At 54.5% G+C, this 20508-nt stretch carries 17 protein-coding genes; 11 read left to right on the plus strand and 6 right to left on the minus strand.

Going from position 1 to position 20508, the window contains the following annotated elements; genetic code table 11:
- Positions 1 to 268 precede the first annotated feature (268 nt).
- Both ACYVHB_RS00005 and ACYVHB_RS00010 read right to left on the minus strand, forming a co-directional pair.
- A complete protein-coding gene (locus ACYVHB_RS00005; protein WP_461048403.1) occupies positions 269 to 1132 on the minus strand; it encodes a sugar phosphate isomerase/epimerase family protein in 864 nt (287 codons plus the stop codon).
- Between the two features lie 88 nt (positions 1133 to 1220).
- Positions 1221 to 1988: a class I SAM-dependent methyltransferase gene (locus ACYVHB_RS00010; RefSeq protein ID WP_461048405.1), complete on the minus strand. Its 768-nt coding sequence runs from the start codon at positions 1986 to 1988 to the stop codon at positions 1221 to 1223.
- A 181-nt stretch (positions 1989 to 2169) separates the two neighbouring features.
- Here ACYVHB_RS00010 and ACYVHB_RS00015 point away from each other — a divergent pair, with 181 nt between their 5' ends.
- Together ACYVHB_RS00015 and rlmB are read left to right on the plus strand one after the other, a co-directional pair.
- On the plus strand, positions 2170 to 3624 hold the full coding sequence (locus tag ACYVHB_RS00015) for a GWxTD domain-containing protein (RefSeq protein WP_461048407.1): 1455 nt from the start codon (positions 2170 to 2172) through the stop codon (positions 3622 to 3624).
- Complete coding sequence (gene rlmB / locus ACYVHB_RS00020) at positions 3597 to 4421, plus strand: 23S rRNA (guanosine(2251)-2'-O)-methyltransferase RlmB (RefSeq protein ID WP_461048409.1); 825 nt, start codon at positions 3597 to 3599, stop codon at positions 4419 to 4421. The genes ACYVHB_RS00015 and rlmB overlap by 28 nt, the downstream gene beginning before the upstream one ends.
- 394 nt (positions 4422 to 4815) lie before the next feature.
- Here the strand turns inward: rlmB and ACYVHB_RS00025 are convergent, their stop codons facing one another.
- Entirely contained in the window at positions 4816 to 5049 is a 234-nt protein-coding gene (locus ACYVHB_RS00025; protein WP_461048411.1) for a DUF3820 family protein, read from the minus strand.
- Positions 5050 to 5269: 220 nt separating this feature from the next.
- Between ACYVHB_RS00025 and ACYVHB_RS00030 the strand changes: the two genes are divergently transcribed.
- The gene (locus tag ACYVHB_RS00030; protein ID WP_461048412.1) at positions 5270 to 5734 is read left to right on the plus strand and encodes a hypothetical protein; all 465 of its coding nucleotides are present in this window, start codon (positions 5270 to 5272) and stop codon (positions 5732 to 5734) included.
- 76 nt (positions 5735 to 5810) lie between these two features.
- On the opposite strand, the gene ACYVHB_RS00035 is transcribed toward ACYVHB_RS00030, so the two are convergent.
- Positions 5811 to 6218 carry a c-type cytochrome gene (locus ACYVHB_RS00035; RefSeq protein ID WP_461048414.1) on the minus strand — a complete coding sequence of 136 codons (408 nt, stop codon included), beginning with the start codon at positions 6216 to 6218 and terminating at the stop codon, positions 5811 to 5813.
- Positions 6219 to 6392: 174 nt separating this feature from the next.
- On the opposite strand from ACYVHB_RS00035, the gene ACYVHB_RS00040 reads away from it, so the two are divergent.
- The 4 genes from ACYVHB_RS00040 to ACYVHB_RS00055 all read left to right on the plus strand — a co-directional run bounded on the left by ACYVHB_RS00040 (position 6393) and on the right by ACYVHB_RS00055 (position 13429).
- A complete protein-coding gene (locus ACYVHB_RS00040) occupies positions 6393 to 7136 on the plus strand; it encodes a class I SAM-dependent methyltransferase (RefSeq protein ID WP_461048415.1) in 744 nt (247 codons plus the stop codon).
- A gap of 100 nt (positions 7137 to 7236) precedes the next feature.
- On the plus strand, positions 7237 to 10380 hold the full coding sequence (locus ACYVHB_RS00045) for a SusC/RagA family TonB-linked outer membrane protein (RefSeq protein ID WP_461048417.1): 3144 nt from the start codon (positions 7237 to 7239) through the stop codon (positions 10378 to 10380).
- An 18-nt stretch (positions 10381 to 10398) separates the two neighbouring features.
- On the plus strand, positions 10399 to 11916 hold the full coding sequence (locus tag ACYVHB_RS00050) for a RagB/SusD family nutrient uptake outer membrane protein (protein WP_461048419.1): 1518 nt from the start codon (positions 10399 to 10401) through the stop codon (positions 11914 to 11916).
- 115 nt (positions 11917 to 12031) lie between these two features.
- Positions 12032 to 13429 (plus strand): glucoamylase family protein, encoded by a 1398-nt coding sequence (locus tag ACYVHB_RS00055; protein ID WP_461048421.1) that lies wholly within the window; start codon positions 12032 to 12034, stop codon positions 13427 to 13429.
- A 40-nt stretch (positions 13430 to 13469) separates the two neighbouring features.
- On the opposite strand, the gene ACYVHB_RS00060 is transcribed toward ACYVHB_RS00055, so the two are convergent.
- Positions 13470 to 15158 carry a VRR-NUC domain-containing protein gene (locus ACYVHB_RS00060; RefSeq protein WP_461048422.1) on the minus strand — a complete coding sequence of 563 codons (1689 nt, stop codon included), beginning with the start codon at positions 15156 to 15158 and terminating at the stop codon, positions 13470 to 13472.
- Between the two features lie 29 nt (positions 15159 to 15187).
- On the opposite strand from ACYVHB_RS00060, the gene ACYVHB_RS00065 reads away from it, so the two are divergent.
- The 4 genes from ACYVHB_RS00065 to ACYVHB_RS00080 all read left to right on the plus strand — a co-directional run bounded on the left by ACYVHB_RS00065 (position 15188) and on the right by ACYVHB_RS00080 (position 18950).
- Positions 15188 to 16165, plus strand: a complete 978-nt coding sequence (locus ACYVHB_RS00065) for a DUF2157 domain-containing protein (protein ID WP_461048424.1) — start codon at positions 15188 to 15190, stop codon at positions 16163 to 16165.
- Complete coding sequence (locus ACYVHB_RS00070) at positions 16162 to 17385, plus strand: hypothetical protein (protein WP_461048425.1); 1224 nt, start codon at positions 16162 to 16164, stop codon at positions 17383 to 17385. Before ACYVHB_RS00065 ends, ACYVHB_RS00070 begins: the two co-directional genes overlap by 4 nt.
- 23 nt (positions 17386 to 17408) lie before the next feature.
- The gene (locus tag ACYVHB_RS00075; protein ID WP_461048427.1) at positions 17409 to 17507 is read left to right on the plus strand and encodes a type II toxin-antitoxin system VapB family antitoxin; all 99 of its coding nucleotides are present in this window, start codon (positions 17409 to 17411) and stop codon (positions 17505 to 17507) included.
- Positions 17508 to 17762: 255 nt separating this feature from the next.
- Positions 17763 to 18950, plus strand: coding sequence for a phosphoglycerate kinase (locus ACYVHB_RS00080; RefSeq protein WP_461048429.1), 1188 nt, complete (start codon positions 17763 to 17765; stop codon positions 18948 to 18950).
- Between the two features lie 77 nt (positions 18951 to 19027).
- On the opposite strand, the gene ACYVHB_RS00085 is transcribed toward ACYVHB_RS00080, so the two are convergent.
- A complete protein-coding gene (locus ACYVHB_RS00085; protein ID WP_461048431.1) occupies positions 19028 to 20500 on the minus strand; it encodes a tetratricopeptide repeat protein in 1473 nt (490 codons plus the stop codon).
- Between the last annotated feature and the right edge of the window lie 8 nt (positions 20501 to 20508).

Here is a 20508-nt window from a genome sequence, read left to right on the forward strand (position 1 = left end):
TTGAAATGCCGCGACTTTCTATTTTTCTTATTTCGTTGTAATACGCTAATATACATGAGCTTACCAATTTACTGTACACAGAAATCAGTAGCATACGCTTAGTTATATAAGTAAAGGTTATGTTAACCAGACACTCAAACAGTACGATATTATACCGTTAAAAAACAGATGCTACTGTCTAAACGTACTGTGATCACGGTTATGAAGACTGCCCTAACCTTTGCCAGACCTTTGCCAACGTTTAGAACTTTGGCAAAGGTCTGATTTATCAAAATACCAGCTTCTTCATGCCCGCAATCGACTGGCGGACGCTTTCGGTGGGGGTAAGCGTTCCGTATTCTTCGACTTCAACAAAGTAATGCTTAACGCCCGCTTTCTGGCCAGCCGTCATCATCTTACTCAAGTCCAGATTACCCTGACCAATGATGGTTGAGAATTTGGCGTTTTTTGGGTCGCGGTCTTTAACGTGGGCCATTGAGAACCGGCCGGGGTACTTGTTGAAGAACGTGACGGGGTCTTTGCCCGGCTCCACCACCCAGAACAAATCCAGCTCGTAAGTGACGAGTTTGGGGTCGGTGCGGGCCATCATCACGTCGAAGGGCACCTGACCGTCCATCTCGATAAACGGGTAATCGTGGTTGTGGTAACCGAATTGCAGCCCGGCTTTTTTCGACTGTTCGCCCAGTTGGTTGAACTCATCGGCCACTTTCCGAAAACCATCTAAATTCTCCCGCTTCTCCTTGCCGATCCACGAGACCACGAAGTTTTTGAAACCCGCACCGGCTGCCTGATCCATGAGTTCGGGCATGTTTTTTTCGACGCCGGTATGTGTGCTGACGGGCGTTAGACCCAGTTCGCTCATGTACGACTTGAATTCGGCGGGTTTCATACCCCACAAAAAGCCTTTGCTGCCGGGATAGGACTCGATCTCTTTGTAGCCAATCGCGGCTACGGCTTTGAGGGTTCCTCTGGCGTCCTTCTCCATGTCGTCGCGCAGGGAATAGAGCTGGATACCGGGGTTTTTGACCGTCGCTGATGGCGAAAAAGCGGCTTGCAGCGCCGTGGGTAACAGGGCTGCGCCAGTCGTGAACGCACCGGCCTGGTGAAGAAACGAACGTCGGGTAAGGGACATAGAGTGAGTTTTTAAATAGTTAAGTGTTTGCGCTCAATCATTGAACGAGACATAAACTTACACACGCAAACGCCCAAAAACTAACGCGCTACTTCGTCGCTACGTAGAAGAAGTCCAAACTCCCGGCGGGGTCATTGCTGACGAGGTAGTCGGTGTAGTTAATTTCGGCGGCAATGCCGTCGGCCTGAAGCAGTCGGTTGCGGTTCAGGCGGTTCATCAGATCATACGGCACTTGTAACAACCGGCGCGGCAGGCGGTGTTGCAGGTCAAACACGTCGAAACGCGTCAGCTTCTTCACCGATTCTTTATTCTGCTCGTAATACGTCATCACCTTGTCGTTGCCGTGAATGCCGCGCGTATCGACCGACGAAAAGTGCTTGCCCATCAGTGCCTGGAGACCATTGGCGTCATACTCCCGAACGTGCCAGGGGTTGCGCGTCAGCGAGAACGCCCGGTTGACCGTCGTTAGCAGTAATTTGCCGCCCGGTTTGAGCACCCGGTGCGCTTCTCTGATGAACAGGTCGTCGTTCTGAATGTGCTCAATCACCTGAAACGTTACGATATAGTCGAAGGTATTGGTGGCTAACGTGCTGAGGGGTGGAATGTTAGCCGCCATAAACGTTGCGTTCCGGTACTCGGCGCTGAGCGCGTTAATAAGTTCTTCGTTTTTGTCGATGCCCGTGTAGTGGTCGGCCGCTTTGGTGAGCAATTCGAGTCCCCGGCCCCAGCCGCACCCAATTTCGAGCACGTTGCCGCCCACAATCCCGGCCGCTTCGACGTAGGGAAATAGCAGACGCTGATGAACGGGGTTGTCCGATGCGATTTCGGCGGAGGTTATTTCGGTGGTTTTGTACATGCGTTCGCCACATTATGCGTGGAATTCGTACGGCAAAACTACTCTTTTGCAGAGCTAAAGAAAAACAGACAGGTAGGGCAACTCAAAACGAGTCTCTTTTTCGTTATACTACAAACCTGCAAGGACTCACACAAAACCTGCAAGGTCTCTGAGACCTTACAGGTTTAAGCTGCATCACTTTATGCGTATCGTTTCTGCTCTACTCCTTTTAACTCTACTGTCGGCTTCCTGCTCGTCGAACAAGAAAACCCAGCAGGCCCGCATCAACGCGGAATATGACCGGCGGGCCGGTGCACCGGCCCGTACCGAAGCTCAGCGCAACACTCCTCAATCGGCGCAGCAACCCGCGACTGCGCAAACCAGCTCAGCCAATTCACCGACCCGGCGCGACGACGCCCCATCGACGGCGGCTCCGATTCGGTCGGTCGATGGACCAGCGACCAGCGTGGGGTCGGTGCCAACCGCGAAATCGGCTGGCGAATGGGTCGTTACGTCCATCAAGGCTAAGTTTCTAACTGTCGACACCAACACCATTCGGGTGTATATGGACCTGACGGCAAAAACGCCCGCCGGTAATCCAATGGTCGACCCTGCGGACTTCAGCCAGCATTTTCAGGTGGCCTACGTCATGTATCCCGACTACAATAACCGCGAACGGCTGGGCTACGGAGCTGTGCCGCTCAACGCTCAGTCGGTTGGTCAGCAGGGCGATCATTTAACGCTGACCTTCGACGTAAAGCGTTCTAAAGACATACCCAACGCTATTTTGCTGACTGAGATTACGGAGACGAACACGGGCACCAAGGCGCGTAATGACCTGTCGCTGCGGTTTAAATCTACCAAGCTGAGCGACCGTTTTGCGTTGCTCGATGAAGCTGACAAGCGGCCGCAACTGCAAAACTACACGACCGTTGGCGAAACGGTCGTTATTGGCGACGTAGCCGGTACGAGCAAGACGCTGTATGGGTTCCGCTACAAGCACGAGTTCGACGCGGCTTCGTCGCCCATGAACACCGCTGCCCGCCCGGCTTCTAAGTCCCTGACTACCGACTCGACGCTGACCATTACGACCGGCCAGCCGTTTGCGCTGCCTAAAGAAGGCTTGTATTATTTTATGGAAGACACCACCGACGCCACTGGTATTGGCCTGGTGGTGGCCGATAAACGCTTCCCCAAAATGACGCGTCCCGAAAAACTCATTAAACCGGTGCTGTACATGAGCACCAGCAGCGAAATCAGCGAACTGGCACAGGCGCAGGATACCAAAAAGGCGTTCGACCGGTATTGGCTGAGTTTGATGTCGGGAAATGAAGAGGTGGCAAAAAAGACGCTGAAAGCTTATTTTAATCGCGTTGAAGAAGCTAATCGGCTGTTTACCAGCTATAAAGAGGGTTGGAAAACCGACAAAGGCATGATTTATATCGTGCTCGGTGCGCCCGACCGCGTGCAGCGCAACCGGGAGCGGGAGGTATGGGTGTACAATCGCCGGGCGAACGTGTCGGAGATTAACTTTACCTTTACCAAAAAACCAAATCAATTTGTCGAGGATTACTACGAACTGGTGCGCTACATTGAATACCAGCCGATTTGGTACCCGATAGTCGAAGCATGGAGAACCGGCGCAATCCGCGAGTAAATCGCCCCGATCAACGTAAAACGTATCACAACAACAAACCCCAGTTCAGCCCCGGACCGGACGAGATGGTGTTCGGCATCCAGTCGGTGCTGGAAACGCTCCGGTCCGATCAGCAGATCGACAAGCTTTACATGGAGAAGGGGCTGAGCAACCCCGACATTCAGAATCTGGCCTTCCAGAACCGCGTCACCATTCAGCGCGTCCCCGTGGAGCGGCTCGACCGCCTGACGCGCAAAAATCACCAGGGTGTCGTCTGCCTGATTGCGCAGGTGCAGTACGTAAAACTGTCCAACGTCATTGCTGACGTGTTTGAGCGGGGCGAAGTACCGTTTTTCCTGCTCCTCGACCGCATCACCGACGTCCGCAACTTCGGGGCCATTGCCCGCACCGCCGAATGCACGGGCATTCAGTGCATCGTGATTCCGGGCCGGGGCGCGGCTGCCATCAACTCCGACGCCATGAAAACCTCGTCGGGGGCGCTCAACCACATCTCCGTTTGTCGCGAGCCGGACCTGACCGAAACCGTAAAATATTTGCAGGAGTCAGGCATCCAGGTGATTGCCTGTACCGAAAAATCAGCCCGCGACCTCTACGAACGCACCACCGACCTGACTGGCCCGCTGGCCGTGATTGTCGGGTCGGAGGAGGACGGTATCTCGCCCGAACTGCTCCGCATGGTCGATAACCACGTCAAGATTCCGCTGTTGGGAGCCGTGGGTTCACTCAACGTATCGGTCGCCACGGGTGTGGTGCTCTACGAAGCCGTGCGGCAGCGGACTATGAAGGTGGCGGAGTAGGGAGAGCTGATAACGGTAAAACAAACAATGCCCGGCTGTAAAAATGCAGCCGGGCATTGTTTGTTTTACGTAATCGTATGCGTTAAAATTTCCCCCAAAGAAGCCTTATGCTTAACAACCGCATCTCTGTCCGTTTCTGCAACTCATTCATGAAAAATATCTCCTACTGCTCATTCTTGAAGAAACCTCATAAACGATAAGGTCCGTGTAATTTTCAGATTGAAGCGTTTTCGTAACACTCGTATAGTTCATGATCAGCGAACGGTCCCTACGGCACACCAAACGAATAATCTAACTGGTTTTTCTACCGACGCTGCGCTGTTGTGTCCCTACAGGACTGCGTCCTAAGGTCGGCCGAACTGGCATTTTATAGCTGGTTTATAATCGTCCGCTGCTACGTTTTATTTTTCAACCCATCCAGCAGGTACTCCAGCCCATTCAGCTTTATCTCGTACATGGTTTGCAACAACATGCCCAATTTTCCCGCCGGAAATCCCTTTTGCGCGAACCACTCCAAGTAATACATTGGCAAATGCCTGATTAACTGCCCTTTGTGCTTGCCGTAGGGCATTGGATAGTGCAGTAATTCGGTTAAAAGGGCGGAGTTGCCGTGGGCCTGTTCATCCATGATGTGCGGTATTTATTAGCTTTTCTCGTGCCGTGCAAAAATCAATACGGTTTGTGTCATTCTACTGATTTCGGTCAGGATGTTTCCTTATCTAATTGTCAGCGCGACTAACTGTTTCGTAGGCGCACGGCTGACTGTCAGTCTTGTTCCTGCGCAGTAAACAACCGACAGGCGGCACAAGGCTTTCTGCTTCTATCCCTCTTTTTTAACCAATACAACCATGATTAGTAAACGCTTTATCTTGAGCCGTAGCACCTTCGTTGTGCTCATTGCTCTCCTGTTGTCAGCGTCGGCACTGCACGCGCAAACGTTTGTTGGGCGGGAGAAACTGACCGAATCGCCAACTCAATTAGAGGCTACTGTTTATCCGGTGGGCAACTCGCCATCGACTATTAACGTTATTTTTAATAACCTGACGGGTGGACAAGTTCGGGTGGTGATCCGAAACGAGAAGGGACAAGCTGTTTACAGCGCGTTCGAATCCGTTGCCCGCTATCGTCGGTATCTGAACTTGTCGTATCTGCCGCAGGGTCAGTACACGGTCGAACTTAGCAAACAGAATGATCGCTACACGCAGACGTTTGCTATTGAGCCACCAGCCATGAGCTACGTCACAATGGGAAGCCGCCCGGCCCGGAAAGCACCCGAACTGCCTATTGATAGAAAATTAATCGTCAGTCAGTAAAGCGGAGTACCGCTTGGTCTTCCTGAGTAAAGACCATAAAAAAGCATCCCGCCGAAGGCGGGATGCTTTTTTATAATTATGCCTTCTTGGTTGTCTTTGCTTTCGATGAACTGGTGCTGGTCTTTTTGGTCGATGATTTCTTGGCCCCACCGTCGAGCGAGTTGATCCAGACGGCTAACTTCATCGCATCGTCCTTCGGCACCTGCTTCATCGCCACCATGGGCGGATAGCCAGGCCAGTTGGCCGGAACCGGATTATAAATCAGGTCGACGATTTTCTCGTTGGAATAATTCTTCTTAGCCACATCGGCATAGGCAGGCCCAACTAAGCGCTGATTGGGGCGGTGGCACGCAATACAAGTGTATTTGCTCATCAGGGCATTCATGTCTGCCGGAATATCGGCAGCGGGCGCCTGAGCGTTAACGTTGAACGAGGCTACAGTGAGCGCAACCGTAGCGAGGAGGAATCCAAACGATTTTTTCATGAGAAGCGGGTAAGCGATTGATTAATTAAACAAAAACAACAGGGTAGGGGCTAACCCCACAAAAATAGACGGTTCCGGGCGATAAGCCAATCCGGGCTTTGCATTTTCCTATTAAAACAATCGTTTGACAATTGTTTCCCGAAATCGTTTAAAATTTATCCGTAATTATCCGGCATGTTACCACCCATCGACCGTTTCTCCGGCCACGCCGACCTCTACGCACAATATCGCATCGACTACCCCGACGAGCTGTATCAGTTTATTCTGAAGGCTGTGCCGCAGCGCATGACGGCCTGGGACTGCGCCACTGGCAATGGGCAGGTCGCGGGTGCGTTGGCTGACTTCTTCGCGCAGGTCGACGCTACCGACATCAGCGAAACGCAGTTGATTCTGGCTGTTCAGAAACCGAACATTCGCTACCGGGTTAGTCCCGCCGAGCAAACGCCCTTCGCCGATCACACTTTCGATCTGATCACTGTTGCGCAGGCGCTGCACTGGTTCAATGTCGGTGCGTTTCACCAGGAAGTCCGGCGGGTGGCTAAACCCGGCGCAGTCATTGCCGAATGGGGCTACGGATTGGTAAATATTTCTACGGATCTCGACCCGATATTAATTGATTTCTATCGGAACCACGTCGGGCCGTACTGGGACCCGCAACGCCAGTATATCGACAACCGGTATGCCACGCTGCCGTTTCCGTTCGCCGATGCGCAGCGGGCGGAGTTCATCGTTCGGCGCAACTGGTCGCTGGAGCGGTTCCTGAACTACCTGCGAACGTGGTCGGCCGTGCGGCAATACATTCACGAGAACGAGGAAGACCCGGTTGTTGCGCTGGCAGATGCCCTTAAGCCGGTTTGGGGCGATAGCGAGCGGGAGGTGCAGTTTCCCGTGTTCCTGCGGTTAGGCCACGTGTTGTAATCGTTGTAACCAGCCGTTGCTTTAGTATTTTGTTGAGAACAAATGGCATTCGTTTGGGTTGAAGTTAAATCTATCTGATAAGTATACCTTCGACTCACGTATGAAAAAACTACACTACTTACTACTGCTGGGTATGCTTTGTCGTACGACCAGTCAGGCGCAGACGGTTAGCCCGCCCGGAACGATTGGTCTGCCCACGCCACCGCAAGCCGCCACCGCGTCGCCCGAATCGCAGACGGTAGCTACCCCACAAACTGCCCCCGTTCCCGCGTCGGTTTCTCCCGTAGCAAGCCAAACTGGGGCTGCCGTATCGGGTAAGGTAGTCGATGCACAGGCGCAGGCGTTGCCCGGCGTTACCATAACGGTCAAAGGCACAACACGCGGCACCACAACCAGCACCGACGGGACTTTTCAACTCACGGCTGACCCGCAGACCGTGCTGGTTTTTAGCTTTATCGGTTTCGCCACGCAGGAAGTAGCCGTGGGTAATCAAACAGCGATAAATGTCACGCTGGCCGAGGATAGCCAGACGCTGAACGAAGTCGTCGTGGTCGGGTACGGCACCCAGCGCAAACGCGACCTGACCGGGGCCGTTGCGCAATTGAAGGGTGAGGAAATCATTAAATATCCGGTTCAGACGCCTACGCAGGCCTTGCAGAGTAAATTGGCCGGGGTGCAGATTATCGCGTCGGGTCGTCCGAATGAGCAGCCCCAGATTCGGGTGCGGGGCGTCGGTTCAGCGCTGGCCGGGGTGAGTCCGCTCTACGTGGTGGATGGCGTGCTGACTGACGATATTCGCAACATCAGCAACAACGACATTCTGAGCATCGAAGTGCTCAAAGATGCGTCGGCGGCTATCTACGGGGTGCGGGCGGCTAACGGGGTCGTCATCGTCACAACGCGCCGGGGCAAATCGGGCGCGACGCAGGTGCAGTACGACGCCAATTTCAGTGTTCGGCAACCGGCTAACTTAGTCCAGATGGCGAATCGGGAGCAGTACGTCAGCTACCTGACCGACGCGGCTCCGAACCAGAATGTCAACAATCCGCCCTTAACATCGACTCAGACAACGAACTGGTATGATTACGCGCTGCGAAACGCGCCCCAGTCGAACCACAACCTATCCATTTCGGGCGGGAGCGAGCGTAACACATTTTTCTTCAGCGCGGGCTACTTCACCGATTTCGGTGTGGTCAACACCAACGATTTCCGGCGGCTGACGATCCGGGCCAACAACGAGGTGAAGATCAATGACAAACTGACGTTTAGCAATCAGCTTTCGTTTTCGAGGGGAAACGAACGGGGCGTTAATTTAGACGGTACGTACCAAAGTCTATACCGGGCGGCTCCCATTGTGCCCGCCAAAGAGGGTGATCGGTACGGTAACCTATCGGCGTTCGGCAACGTTGCCAACCCGATTCTGAGCTTAGAAGCCCGCAATAGTCGTATCATCAACAACCGCTTGCAGGGAAATCTGGCGCTGAACTACAAACCCGTCGAGTGGCTAACGCTGCGTTCGGCGTTCAACACGGATTTGATTTTCAACCGCGACCGGACGTACCTGCGGGCGTTCCAAAACGACGCAAATACGTTTGTTACGGCGGGCGGCAATCAGCGGCAACAAAACAGCCAGCTGAGCCTGAACGAAAGCAAATCGGTCCGGTACATCATCGACAACACCGCGACGATTGACAAGACGTTTGGCGAGAGCGATTTCACGTTTCTACTGGGATCGGTAACCGAGAACTTCACGTCGGATTTCATCGAAGGCGCCCGTATCAACGTTCCCAACGATCCCAATCAGTGGTATTTGGGGCTGGGTGATCCCAATCAGCAGTTGTCTAACAACAGCGGGGGCGACCTTCAGGCCCGTCAGTCGTTCGTGACGCGGGTGACGTATGGTCTCCAGAATAAATACCTGTTCAACGCGTCATTGCGGGCCGATGGCAGTTCCAAGTTTCGGGAGCGGTGGGGCTACTTTCCAACGGCGGGCGTTGGCTGGGTCATTTCGGATGAGTCGTTCATGAAGAGCCAGTCGCTGTTCGATTTCCTGAAATTTCGGGGTAGCTGGGGGATTCTGGGCAACGATAACATCGGGAGCAATGCCTACATCCTGACGGCGACCGTCAACATCCCGTACTTCTACAACAATGGCCTGACGCTGGGAACGGCCATTCAGGACATCAAAGACCAGCAGCTCAAATGGGAACGTACGCAGCAGGTCGACGTGGGTCTGGAGTTTGCCCTGTTCAACAACCGGCTGACCGGCGAAATCGACTATTACAGCAAAACCACCCGCGACGCGCTGGCGTTTCGCGTGATCCCGGCCATCTTCGGCGATCCTGACAATCAGTTTCTGACCAACATTGCGTCGTTTCGTAACCGGGGCTTCGAGTTTGTGCTCAACTGGAAAGAAACGCTGGGCAATGGGCTGGGCTATAGCATTGGTGGCAACCTGACCACCAACCAAAACCGGCTTGTCGGACTCAACGGCGGGCAGGCCCTGCTGGGCGGGGGCGTTGGGCAGCAGGGCTTCGTCACGCGCAGCGACAATGGGCAGCCGGTGGGTAGCTTCTACGTGCTGAACGCCACGGGTGTGTTCCAGAATCAGGCCGAAATTGACGGGGCACCGGTGTTCGGAAACCGGGCGGACGTGCGGCCGGGCGACCTTCGTTACGAGGACGTTAACGGCGATAACGTAATCAATAACGACGACCGGATTTATGCCGGATCGTACCAGCCCAAACTCTACTACGGCATCAACCTAGGGCTGAATTTCAAAGGATTTGACCTGACGGCCGATGTGTACGGCAACGCAGGTAATCAGATTTACAACGGTAAAAAAGCATTCCGCTTCGAAAATACCGACAACATCGAAGCCGCCTACGCCGATGCCCGCTGGCTGGCCAATCGGCCGTCGGCAACCGACCCGCGCCTGCTCACGGCGGCAACTCCGGCCTCAACCTACTTTATTGAGTCGGGGTCGTTTCTCCGGCTCAACAACCTGACGCTGGGTTACACCATCCCGAACGGACTGAAGGAAAAAGCCAAGCTCCGCACCGCCCGGATCTATGTGACGTCGCAAAACCTGTTCACCATTCAGCAATACAGCGGATTCAGCCCCGAATTGCCCGGCGGGAATCTGGACTTGCCAGCGGGTAGTTCGGTATTAAATTCTGGCATCGAACTCAACTCGTACCCAACCACCCGGACGTTTGCCATCGGACTCAACCTAGGCTTCTAATCTTTCGACTCAACTACTATGAATTATACCCGACAACTCACCCGTTTTCTTCTGCTCATCGTCCTGTTGGTCGTGGGCATAACGGCCTGTGATGATTTCTTAGACACTCCTCCGCAGGGGCAGATAGGCGAGGCCGCCGTGCGCAACGATCCGGCGGCTGCGCAAAGTTTGGTTACAGGCATTTACAACAGCATGTGGAATGGCAATATGCACGGCTTCGATTATGTGGGTATGACCAACATCGCGTCGGACGATGCCGATAAGGGCAGCTCACCTGCCGACGGCGCCAACTCCTTCGGGACGCTCGATAACCTGAATCCCACGCCCGGCGTCGGTAATCTGGACAATGTCTGGGCTACCTATTTCCGGGCCATTGCGCGGGCAAACCAGGCGCTGGCGCTGATTCCGCTCAGCCCGGCCGGGCAGGATACGCGTAATCAACTCGAAGGCGAGGTGCGTTTTCTGCGGTCGTACTTCTATTTCAATCTGGTGCGGTTCTTCGGCGGGGTTCCGCTCATCGACGCCGTGCCACCCGTTGGGGAAGTCAACAATACGGCTCTGCAAACGCGGGCCAGCCGGGAGGAAGTGTACGCGCTCATCGTCAGCGATCTGCGGTTTGCGGTCAATAATCTTCCGGTTAAAGCACAAACGCAGACGGGCAAGGCGACAAAAGCGGCTGCGATGGGAATGCTGGCGAAGGTGTATTTGTACCAGAAAAACTGGCAGCAAGCTTACAACCTGACCGATTCGATCATCAAAAATCAGGCAGGCACCTACGACCTGTTGCCAAACTACGCCAGTATCTGGCGGGAAGTTGGGGCCAACAGCACCGAGTCTATTTTCGAGGTACAAACCGGCATCAATCTATCCTGTGACGCTGCCATTGAGCTTTACAGCGTTTGCCAGGGACCCCGCGCGGGAGGCAAACGGGGCTGGTCCGATCTGGGTTTTGGCTTTGGCACACCCTCGGAGAGCATGGTGGCGGAGTACGAAGTGGGAGATTTGCGTCGGGGCGCAACGATTATGTTTATCAACCTCGCCCCACTCGGTACCGTGCTCTGGGATGGTTTCCGGGTGCCCAGCCGTGACTCGGTCGAAAATGACCGTTACAATTACAAATCCTACCACAGCCGCACCGCCGAACGCAACTGCGGTAATAATGACCGGTTGCCCAAAAACCTGCGCATTCTGCGCTTAGGCGAAATCCTGCTGATTCACGCCGAAGCCGCGCTGGCCCTCGGCCGAAACGCCGACGCCCTGGTCGACATCAATCGGTTGCGCACCCGCGCTGGCCTGCCTGCTCAGACAACGATTGATCTGGCGGGAATCTGGCATGAACGGCGGGTTGAACTGGGGATGGAGCACGACCGCTTTTTTGATCTGATTCGGCAGGAAGACGTGCAGCCGGGGCGAGCCGTGCAGGCATTCGCGGCTCACGGGAAAACCTTCGTGAAAGGTAAAAATGAAGTATTCCCCATTCCGCAGAATCAGATTCAGTTGAGCGGGGGCGCACTAACGCAAAATCCGGGATATTGATGGAATGGAACGCGGATTTTTATGATTATGATCTCTATGATTTAAGAATGATCTTGACAAATCACAAGAATCATAAAAATCCGCGGTCCATTTCGAATCCACCTATTTAATCTGAATGAACCAATTCCTAACGACCATCCTGCTCTGTAGTTCGCTATCCATCGTCTGTTGCCAGCCTAAAAGCCAGCAAGCACCAACGGCTGCTTTAACGGCGGCTGACCAGGCGTTTCTGGATAGTCTGCAACGCGATACGTTCCGGTATTTCTGGGATACAACCAATCCCGAAAATGGCCTGGTGCCCGACCGCGCCCCTACGCCTTCCTTTGCCAGCATTGCGGCCGTAGGTTTCGGATTAACGTCGTATCTGGTGGGCGTGGAGCGGGGCTACGTGACCCGCCAGCAAGCCGCCGACCGGACGCTCAAGACACTACGGTTTTTTGCTAATGCCCCACAGTCTGACAAGGCAACGGGCGTAGCGGGCTACAAAGGATTCTTCTACCATTTTTTGAATAGGAAGACCGGAGAGCGGTTCAAACAGGTCGAACTGTCCACAATTGACACGGCCCTGCTGTTGGGCGGCATCCTGAGTGCACAATCCTATTTCGACCAGAATACGCCCGCCGAAACAGAGATTCGACAACTTGCCGACCAGATCTACAGTCGAGTGGACTGGACGTGGTTTCAAACAAGACAGCCTTTTGTGTCGATGGGTTGGCACCCCGAAACGGGCTTTATCAAAAGCGACTGGACCGGCTATAACGAAGCGATGTTGCTCTACGTACTGGCGCTCGGCTCACCCACGCACCCCGTTGGGCCGGAGGTGTGGCCTGCCTGGACGAAATCGTACCCGTGGGCCACGTTCTACGACCAGCCGCACGTTAACTTCGACCCGCTGTTTGGGCATCAGTATTCGCACTGCTGGATTGACTTTCGGGGTATTCAGGACGAGTTCATGCGGGGCAGGGGAATCGACTACGCCGAAAACTCGCGCCGGGCTACCTACGCGAACCAGGCGTACTGCGTGGCTAATCCGGGCAAATGGCAGGATTACGGCCCAATGATCTGGGGCCTGACCGCCTGCGACGGCCCCAAAGACACGACCGTTGGTGGTCGGCAATTTTTTTCGTACCGGGCGAGGGGAGCCGCTTCAACGCAAATTGTGGACGATGGGACAATTGCCTCTACGGCCGCTGGCGGATCGCTGGCGTTCGCGCCGGAGATTTGCGTACCGACATTGCGGGCAATGAAAACAAAATACGGGGCGAAACTCTACGGTGACTACGGCTTCCGCGACGCTTTCAACCCGACCTATCGTTATGCATCGCGATACGCAAACGGCTCGACTCAACAAGGCTGGTTTGATGTCGATTACCTCGGTATTGACCAAGGGCCAATTCTGCTCATGGCCGAAAATCTGCGGACGGGATTCGTCTGGAACCTGATGAAAAAGAACCCACACATTCGCCGTGGCCTGACGAAGGCGGGATTTACGGGCGGGTGGTTGGGCCAATAGAGACTGGTTCGCCGGTGCGGTTAAATCTTGTGTCTTTAGGTTACGCTTCCCAAACCACCCGCATCACCTTGCCGCGCACGCCGATGGTCTGGAAAAACTCCAGCCAGTGAAGTTGCTGCGGCCCGAGGTGGTCGGTCGGTGATTTGACCTCCACGAAATCATAGTCGCCCCGTTCGTTCCAGATCAGCAGGTCGGGGAAGCCGCGCGTGTGCTCGCGGACATTGCGAGCCATCTCGAGCAGAATCAACCGCAGTTGGGCCAGATCGAGCAACTCGATCATGCGATGCACCAGCCCCAGCAATTCATCCGACCAGTCGACCAGGACGTTAGTGATGCCGTATTTGGCATTAAATGTCCGGCCCGTGTGCCGTCGCCAGTCGTCTTTGGTTTCGAGTTCGGTGAGCCGTTTCTTGAGCAGGTCCTCGCGCTTCAGGTAAAAATCGGGCAGGTAAAAGTCTGATGGGGCGCGTTGCAGCGGGTGGTGAATGGCCGATACGTTGGCGTCGTAAATAATGTCCCAGAAGAGCAGTCCGAACAGCCCACGCCACGGGTAGTTTTCGGTGAAAGCCGCGTCGTAGCCCTGCTCTAAGTAATGGTTCATCACCCCCGCTTCAACATGGTGACGGTAGGCGGCCGGGATATCCACGCTCTCGGCATCAGATAAAAAGCGGGTAGTAGCTTTGCGGGATTTCTTTTTCGCCCCCGCACTCAGAATTTTCTCGCGAAAGTCGTTGGCAAAATAGCGCTCCTCAGCGTTCAGTGGCTGCACCGCAATTTCGTCGCAGAGGGCGAGGGCTTCGTCTGTAGACCCGTTTTTAAACAGCAGCCGCACCCGCCGTTCCCGCGCCGGTACGCGATCCGAAAGCTCATAGACGGACAGTGCCTGTTCGGGCAACTTCTGCCGCTCTAAGAACGCACCTACGCGGCAAACCAGCTTTTGATAGCCCGGAATGGCAATCTCAGTCAGTTCGGGGCGGGTTTCGTTCCAGTTCAGGAACCAGTTGTAGATGTCGTCGGCGGGCGCTTCGGCGGTTTTGAGTTCGTAAAACTCCTCGTTCGTCAGCGAGATCAGCAATTTATCTTCCACCTCTTTACGAGTGCGGAAGCGGGCCGTCATCTTGCTTTCATCGTAGCGCTCAAAATTGACCATGCCGAGGTCGCGCACGACAAAGTCGGTCATGCTGCCACCCCGGTTGCCAAAGAACAGGTATTTGACCATCATCCCTTCGGCCTCGAAATTCATGCGCACCACCGTTTCGCGGGTGGTCAGGCTTGTCACAATTTCGGCGAAGTTCAATTCGTGCAGCGCGTACCGGACCACGCTCTCTTTCTTTTCTTTGTTCAGCGACCGAACTTCTTCGGGTTCCAGCGGCAGCAGTTCGAGCAGTTCGGGCTTCGTAAAAACGCCCAGTGCGTCGTTACCCATGATCTCGTGATGCGTCGATAGCCGTTCGATGAAACCAGCCAGCAGCAATTCGCCAACGGCGGCTGGTAAGTCGTTAATTTCGCGGTAGTGTAGTTTATTGACCCGAAAGAAAAGTCCTTTGCGGTTACTGAAGCGTACGTACAGGCACTGGGCGTCCAGACTGAGCGTCTCAAACCGGCGCACGAAATCCCACTCGGCTTCGTTCAGTAAACCACCATACAGTCGCTTGACAAAGTCCAGCACGTACTGGAAATTGTCGAGGTAGTAGCGGGGTGTCAGTAAAACTTTTTGTCGTCCGATCATGTACGTAAATAACAAAAAAATCCCCATTTATGTCCCCAGTTGACGTACTGAACGAGTTAGTAAACCAGCAGATTATACCACCCGATCAGCGAACGAAAATCACTGAATTTGAGCAGACGAAGCCGTTTTCGCTGCACTGGGAGTTGCGTTCGGTACTCTACATTGGTATCCTGTTGCTGAGTTCGGGTCTGGGGCTGCTGGTCTACGATAACTTCGACCAGATTGGGCACGGCGCGTTGCTTACGGCGATGGCGGTTGGCTGTGGGGCCTGCTTTCTCTTTGCTTGGCAACACCGCCCGGACTGGACGTTTGACCAGACAAAAAGCCGCTCGACCTTTGGTGATTACGCGCTGCTGCTGGCGTGTTTGTTATTCCTGACGCTCGAAGGGTACGCACAGTACGCCTATAACGTCTTCGGCGAACGCTACGGATTAGTCACCTTGCTACCCGCCCTGCTGTTTCTGCCGTTGTCGTACCGCTTCGATCACCGGGGTGTGCTGGGGATGGGGTTGACCGCGCTCATTTCGTGGGTGGGCGTCACGGTCCGGCCCCTTGAACTGTACGTCAAAACCAACTTTTTCGACCAGTCGACCGTTTTTTCGGCCATCGTCCTTGCCTTGATACTAATCGGGGGGGCGTTGGTACTCGAACAACGACGCATAAAACCGCATTTCACTGAAACCCACCTGACCATTGCCGGTAACCTGCTGATGATTGCCCTGCTGGGCGGATTGTTCAACTTCGAGGGGCTTCGGCTGTGGTTTGCGCTGGGACTGGCGGGGGCGTGCATTACGTTCGATCAACTGGCGCGACGCCGACAACTGTTTTTATTTTTGCTGATGAGCAGTGTGTACGGCTACATCGGAGTTACGTTCCTGGTTTTTCATTACCTGCTCGATGGTTTCCTGGGCGGGTCGGGTCTCGACTACTGGTACTTTATCCTGACGGGCAGCGCCTTGGTTAGTTACCTGCTGCGTCAGTTACCCAAACGAAATACGGTCAAATGAGGGCATATAACGAAACGTGGGTGCGCAACCGGGCCGTGGTGCAGCAAGCGGAGCAGTGGCACCGGCAACGGCTACTGACCGACGTGCAAATCGACGCGGTCCGGCGTTCCTTCCCGTTTGAGTTTCGACAAACGAACGGATTTCTCGAAGTCGGTTTATTTCTGTTCACGGTTGTCGCCATCCTGAGTTGCTATCTGCTGCCAGCCACCGCGATTGGCAGTCTGCTCGACGACCGCACGACTTCCGGGCTGTTCAATATCGGATCGGGTATCGCGATTGGGTTGGTTGGTCGGCTGCTCATCAACCGGCGGCAACTCTACCGAAACGGCGTCGATAATGCGTTTGTCGTGATGCTGACGGGTTTTCTGGCCTTCGGGTTCAATCAGTTCCTGCCTACTGATCTGACTATCGCCACGTACTGCCTGCTCACACTGCCCTTGCTGCTATTGGTGCTGTGGTATTACGGCGATACGCTTATTGCGTTCATTGCATTGGCCACGTTTTACACGTTCGTGTTTGATGGAATGCTCCAGTTCAGTTGGGGTAAAGCCGCGCTGCCGTTTGTGATGATGGCTGTATCGGGTGGGCTTTTCATAACGGTACAGCAAATCGGCAAATCACCGTACTACGCTGATGCATTGAATCTGGCGCAGTGGGTAGCGTTGATTGTGCTGGCCGCTGCTGGAAACTACTTCGTCGTACGCGAACTGAATGGACTGCTGCTGGACCCCGCACCCGGTCAGCTGGTTCCTGTTGATGCGCCGTGGTCCGGCATACCGGAGATTGCGTTGCCGGGACTGTTCTGGTTTCTCACGTTTGCCATTCCGGCGGCTTATTTGCAGCAGGGCTTAAGCCGCAAAAACCGAATGCTGATCATCTTGGGCGGTCTCGGCCTGATTGCAGCTGTAATAACGGTGCATGAGTACACCGGGTTGCTGCCGCTCAACGTGGCACTGACGCTGGGTGGTTTGGTGCTGATTGGCCTGGCGGTGATAATCATCCGGTTCCTGCGCCAGCCCATAACGGCAGAGGAACGCGTACTCAGCTATCGAAACGGCTTCACCGACGACCCGGACTACGAATCACCCGACCAGTTTTTTGTCAACGTGGGTACGGCCGTGGCTATGCAGGCGACAACCGGAGCACAGCAGCAACCCAAAGAAGGCGTTCAATTTGGCGGTGGCCACTTCGGGGGCGGTGGCAGCGAAGGGAAGTATTAATGTGTATAAAACAAACGAAAGCTATGCGAAGGAATATCGACATTGACGATGAATTGCTTAAGAAGGCGATGGAGATGAGTGGCGTTAAGACCAAAAAAGCGGTTGTTGAACTGGCGTTATAGGAATATATTAACATGAATCGTCGACATGATCTGATATCGCTAATGCGGGGAAAAGTAGAATTTTGGGATGACACAGATGCCACGCAAACCCCATCGATTTAGATGGAGCCAATTTTAGTAGACACATCGGTTTGGATCGCCCAACACTCACCCCTGCGCATCGCGGCTGTGTAAGTGCAAACGATAGGGTTCCGAGGTCGATCTGCTGAAAAAGCCCTATGTTTGGCCCCGCAACCAACGACCAGATATAGTCGCATGAAAACCCTCGACGCTTACAACTTTTCCGGCCACAAAGCCCTCGTCCGCGTGGACTTCAACGTTCCCCTCGACGATCAGTTCGCCATCACCGACGATACCCGCATCCGGGCTACCATCCCCACGATCATGAAGATCGTGAACGATGGTGGGTCGGCCATTCTGATGTCGCACCTCGGTCGGCCGAAGGGTGGTCCCGAAGCCAAATATTCCCTTAAACATGTGTTGCCCGCGCTTAACGAAGCCTTCGGTCGTACCGTCAAATTCGCCGATGATTGCATCGGTCAGTCGGCGACGGGGCAGGCCGCCAGTCTGCAACCGGGTGAGATTTTGCTGCTCGAAAACCTGCGTTTCTACAAAGAAGAGGAAAAAGGCGACGTGGCGTTTGCCGAAAAATTAGCCAAACTCGGCGATGTCTGGGTTAACGATGCCTTTGGAACGGCCCACCGCGCCCACGCCAGCACGGCTGTTATGGGCCAGTTCTTCACCGACCGCGTGACCGGTTACGTGATGCAAGCCGAACTGGACAACGCCAAAAAAGTACTCGACGCGCCCGAACGCCCGTTTACGGCAATTATGGGCGGGGCCAAAATCTCCGACAAAATTCTGATCATCGAAAAGCTACTCGATAAGGTCGATAACCTCATCATTGGCGGGGGTATGACCTACACGTTCACCAAAGCGATGGGTGGGCAAATTGGGAAATCGCTGCTCGAAGCCGACAAGCAGGAGTTAGCACTGATGCTGCTCAAAAAAGCCGAAGCCAAAGGCGTCAAGATTTACATGCCTGTCGATAACCTCTGCGCCGATTCTTTCTCGAACGACGCCAACCGGCAAACCGTTGCCACCGGCCAGATTCCCGACGGTTGGGAGGGCTTGGATATCGGTCCCGAGTCGATCAAGGTATTTGCCGACGTAGTGATGCAGTCGAAAACGATTCTCTGGAACGGCCCGATGGGCGTATTCGAGTTCGAGAATTTTGCCCACGGCACCGATGCCATCGCCGAAGCGGTCGTACGCGCTACCGAAGAAAACGGCGCGTTCTCGCTCATCGGCGGGGGGGACTCAGCCTCGGCCGTAAATCAGGCGGGCTACGGCGACCGCGTCAGCTACGTCTCCACCGGGGGCGGTGCTTTATTGGAGTACATGGAGGGCAAAACGCTACCGGGGGTGGCGGCACTTGAATAGTTATAGGGTTTGTAGTTGGCTGACGCATGAACTGGATGCCGGTCCGCCGGTGCGGTCAGCCAACTACAAACCATAAACTACAAACTATTTATCCCCGCCCTTGCCTTGTTATCCACGCTGTTTTTGTACTCGTGGCGCTTGAAGCTGAGGGCTTGCTGAAAGAACGAACGCGCTTTGGGGCGGTCGTTCTTTTGTTGGTAGATGTAGCCCAACTGCAAAGCCGCCGTTGCCCCAAAGGTTAACTGATCGGTCTCGCTCAGGGCAAGGGCGCGGTTAAGGTAGGGGATAGCCTCGTCAGGATCATTCCGGCGTTGGTGAATGCGTCCCAGGCGATAATTGTATTCGGCGCGTTCAGCAACGGTAGTAAAGCGTGCTTCGCTGTACGGTTGTAGGTAGGTCAGCGCACTGTCGGTGAAGCCACCGTCGGAGGCTAACCGCGCCCGCATCAGGATTTTCTGGTTGGGCGACGCCCCACGTTGCAAATACGCTTCCGCAAATTTCTGGGCGGCCTTATCCGACTCCACCGTTGTCCGACCTACGCGTGTCACCTTCGCCAAAAAGGGGCGGGATTGAGCATCGGTCTGATTAGCTAACCAGTGGCAGAGGAACAGTTTATAGTGCGAATCTTTCAGGAAATTCTGGCCTTTGTACGTCCGTAGAAACTGCCTGAAATGACTTTCTGCCGTGTCATACTGGCCTTTTTGTAAGTAGATATCGCCGAGAATATTATCGATGACCGGCAACGGCTGGTAAGTGGGGCCGGTTGGGCGGGTGGTCAGGTAAGTAAGTGCTTGTTCACTGTGGCCGTTTTTTTGCTCGATGATCGCACCAAAAAAATGCAGCAGCAGGTTGTCGGGATTGTCCCGTATCAGTCGCTGAAGCGTTAGTCCGTCGGCATCGGTAAACTTGAGGATGTAGGCGCGGACCATCAGGTCGATTAGCCGGGCTTCGAGACCGAACTGAGCGTCCTGCCTCGCCCGTCGTAGTTCCTGCTGCCCCTGCCGAATGGTACCATGCAGACCGAGCAGATTCGCTACCCACACGTAATTTTCGGGCACCGAGCCGATCATGATGTGCAGCGTTCCCAGCGATTTGTAGGTTGGCAGGAAGTTGGGAAAGCGTTTCTGGTTCTCGCTGAGTAGTTTGTAGGCGCGGATAACGTCCCAACTGGCGCTCAACTCTCTGCCAAATTTCAGCTTCACAAACGCCCAGTGCAACCGTACTTCTGCCTGCATTACCCGCTGCCAGGGGGAGGCATCGTCCATCTGTTTCAATGTATCGAGCCGATCATTCTCGCGGTCGTTTAACCGATCAAACAACTGGTCGTCGTCTGAGGTCACGAGCGTGAGCATGTCGGCGTAATCGTCCAGAAAAATACGGACACCTGATCCTATTGGGTTACCAACTGGGTCGAGAGTCAGTGGCTGCCGGGCGGGTTGAATCTTTAATTTCTGAAGGTCGGCGTAGGCGCGTTGCTGTCCCGGTGTCCAGGCAAAATCCTGTCCGCAGGCAACGGATATCGTCAGCAGAAAAATCAGCCCGTAACGCATAATAAGCT

The sequence above is a fragment of the Spirosoma arcticum genome (assembly GCF_054779955.1).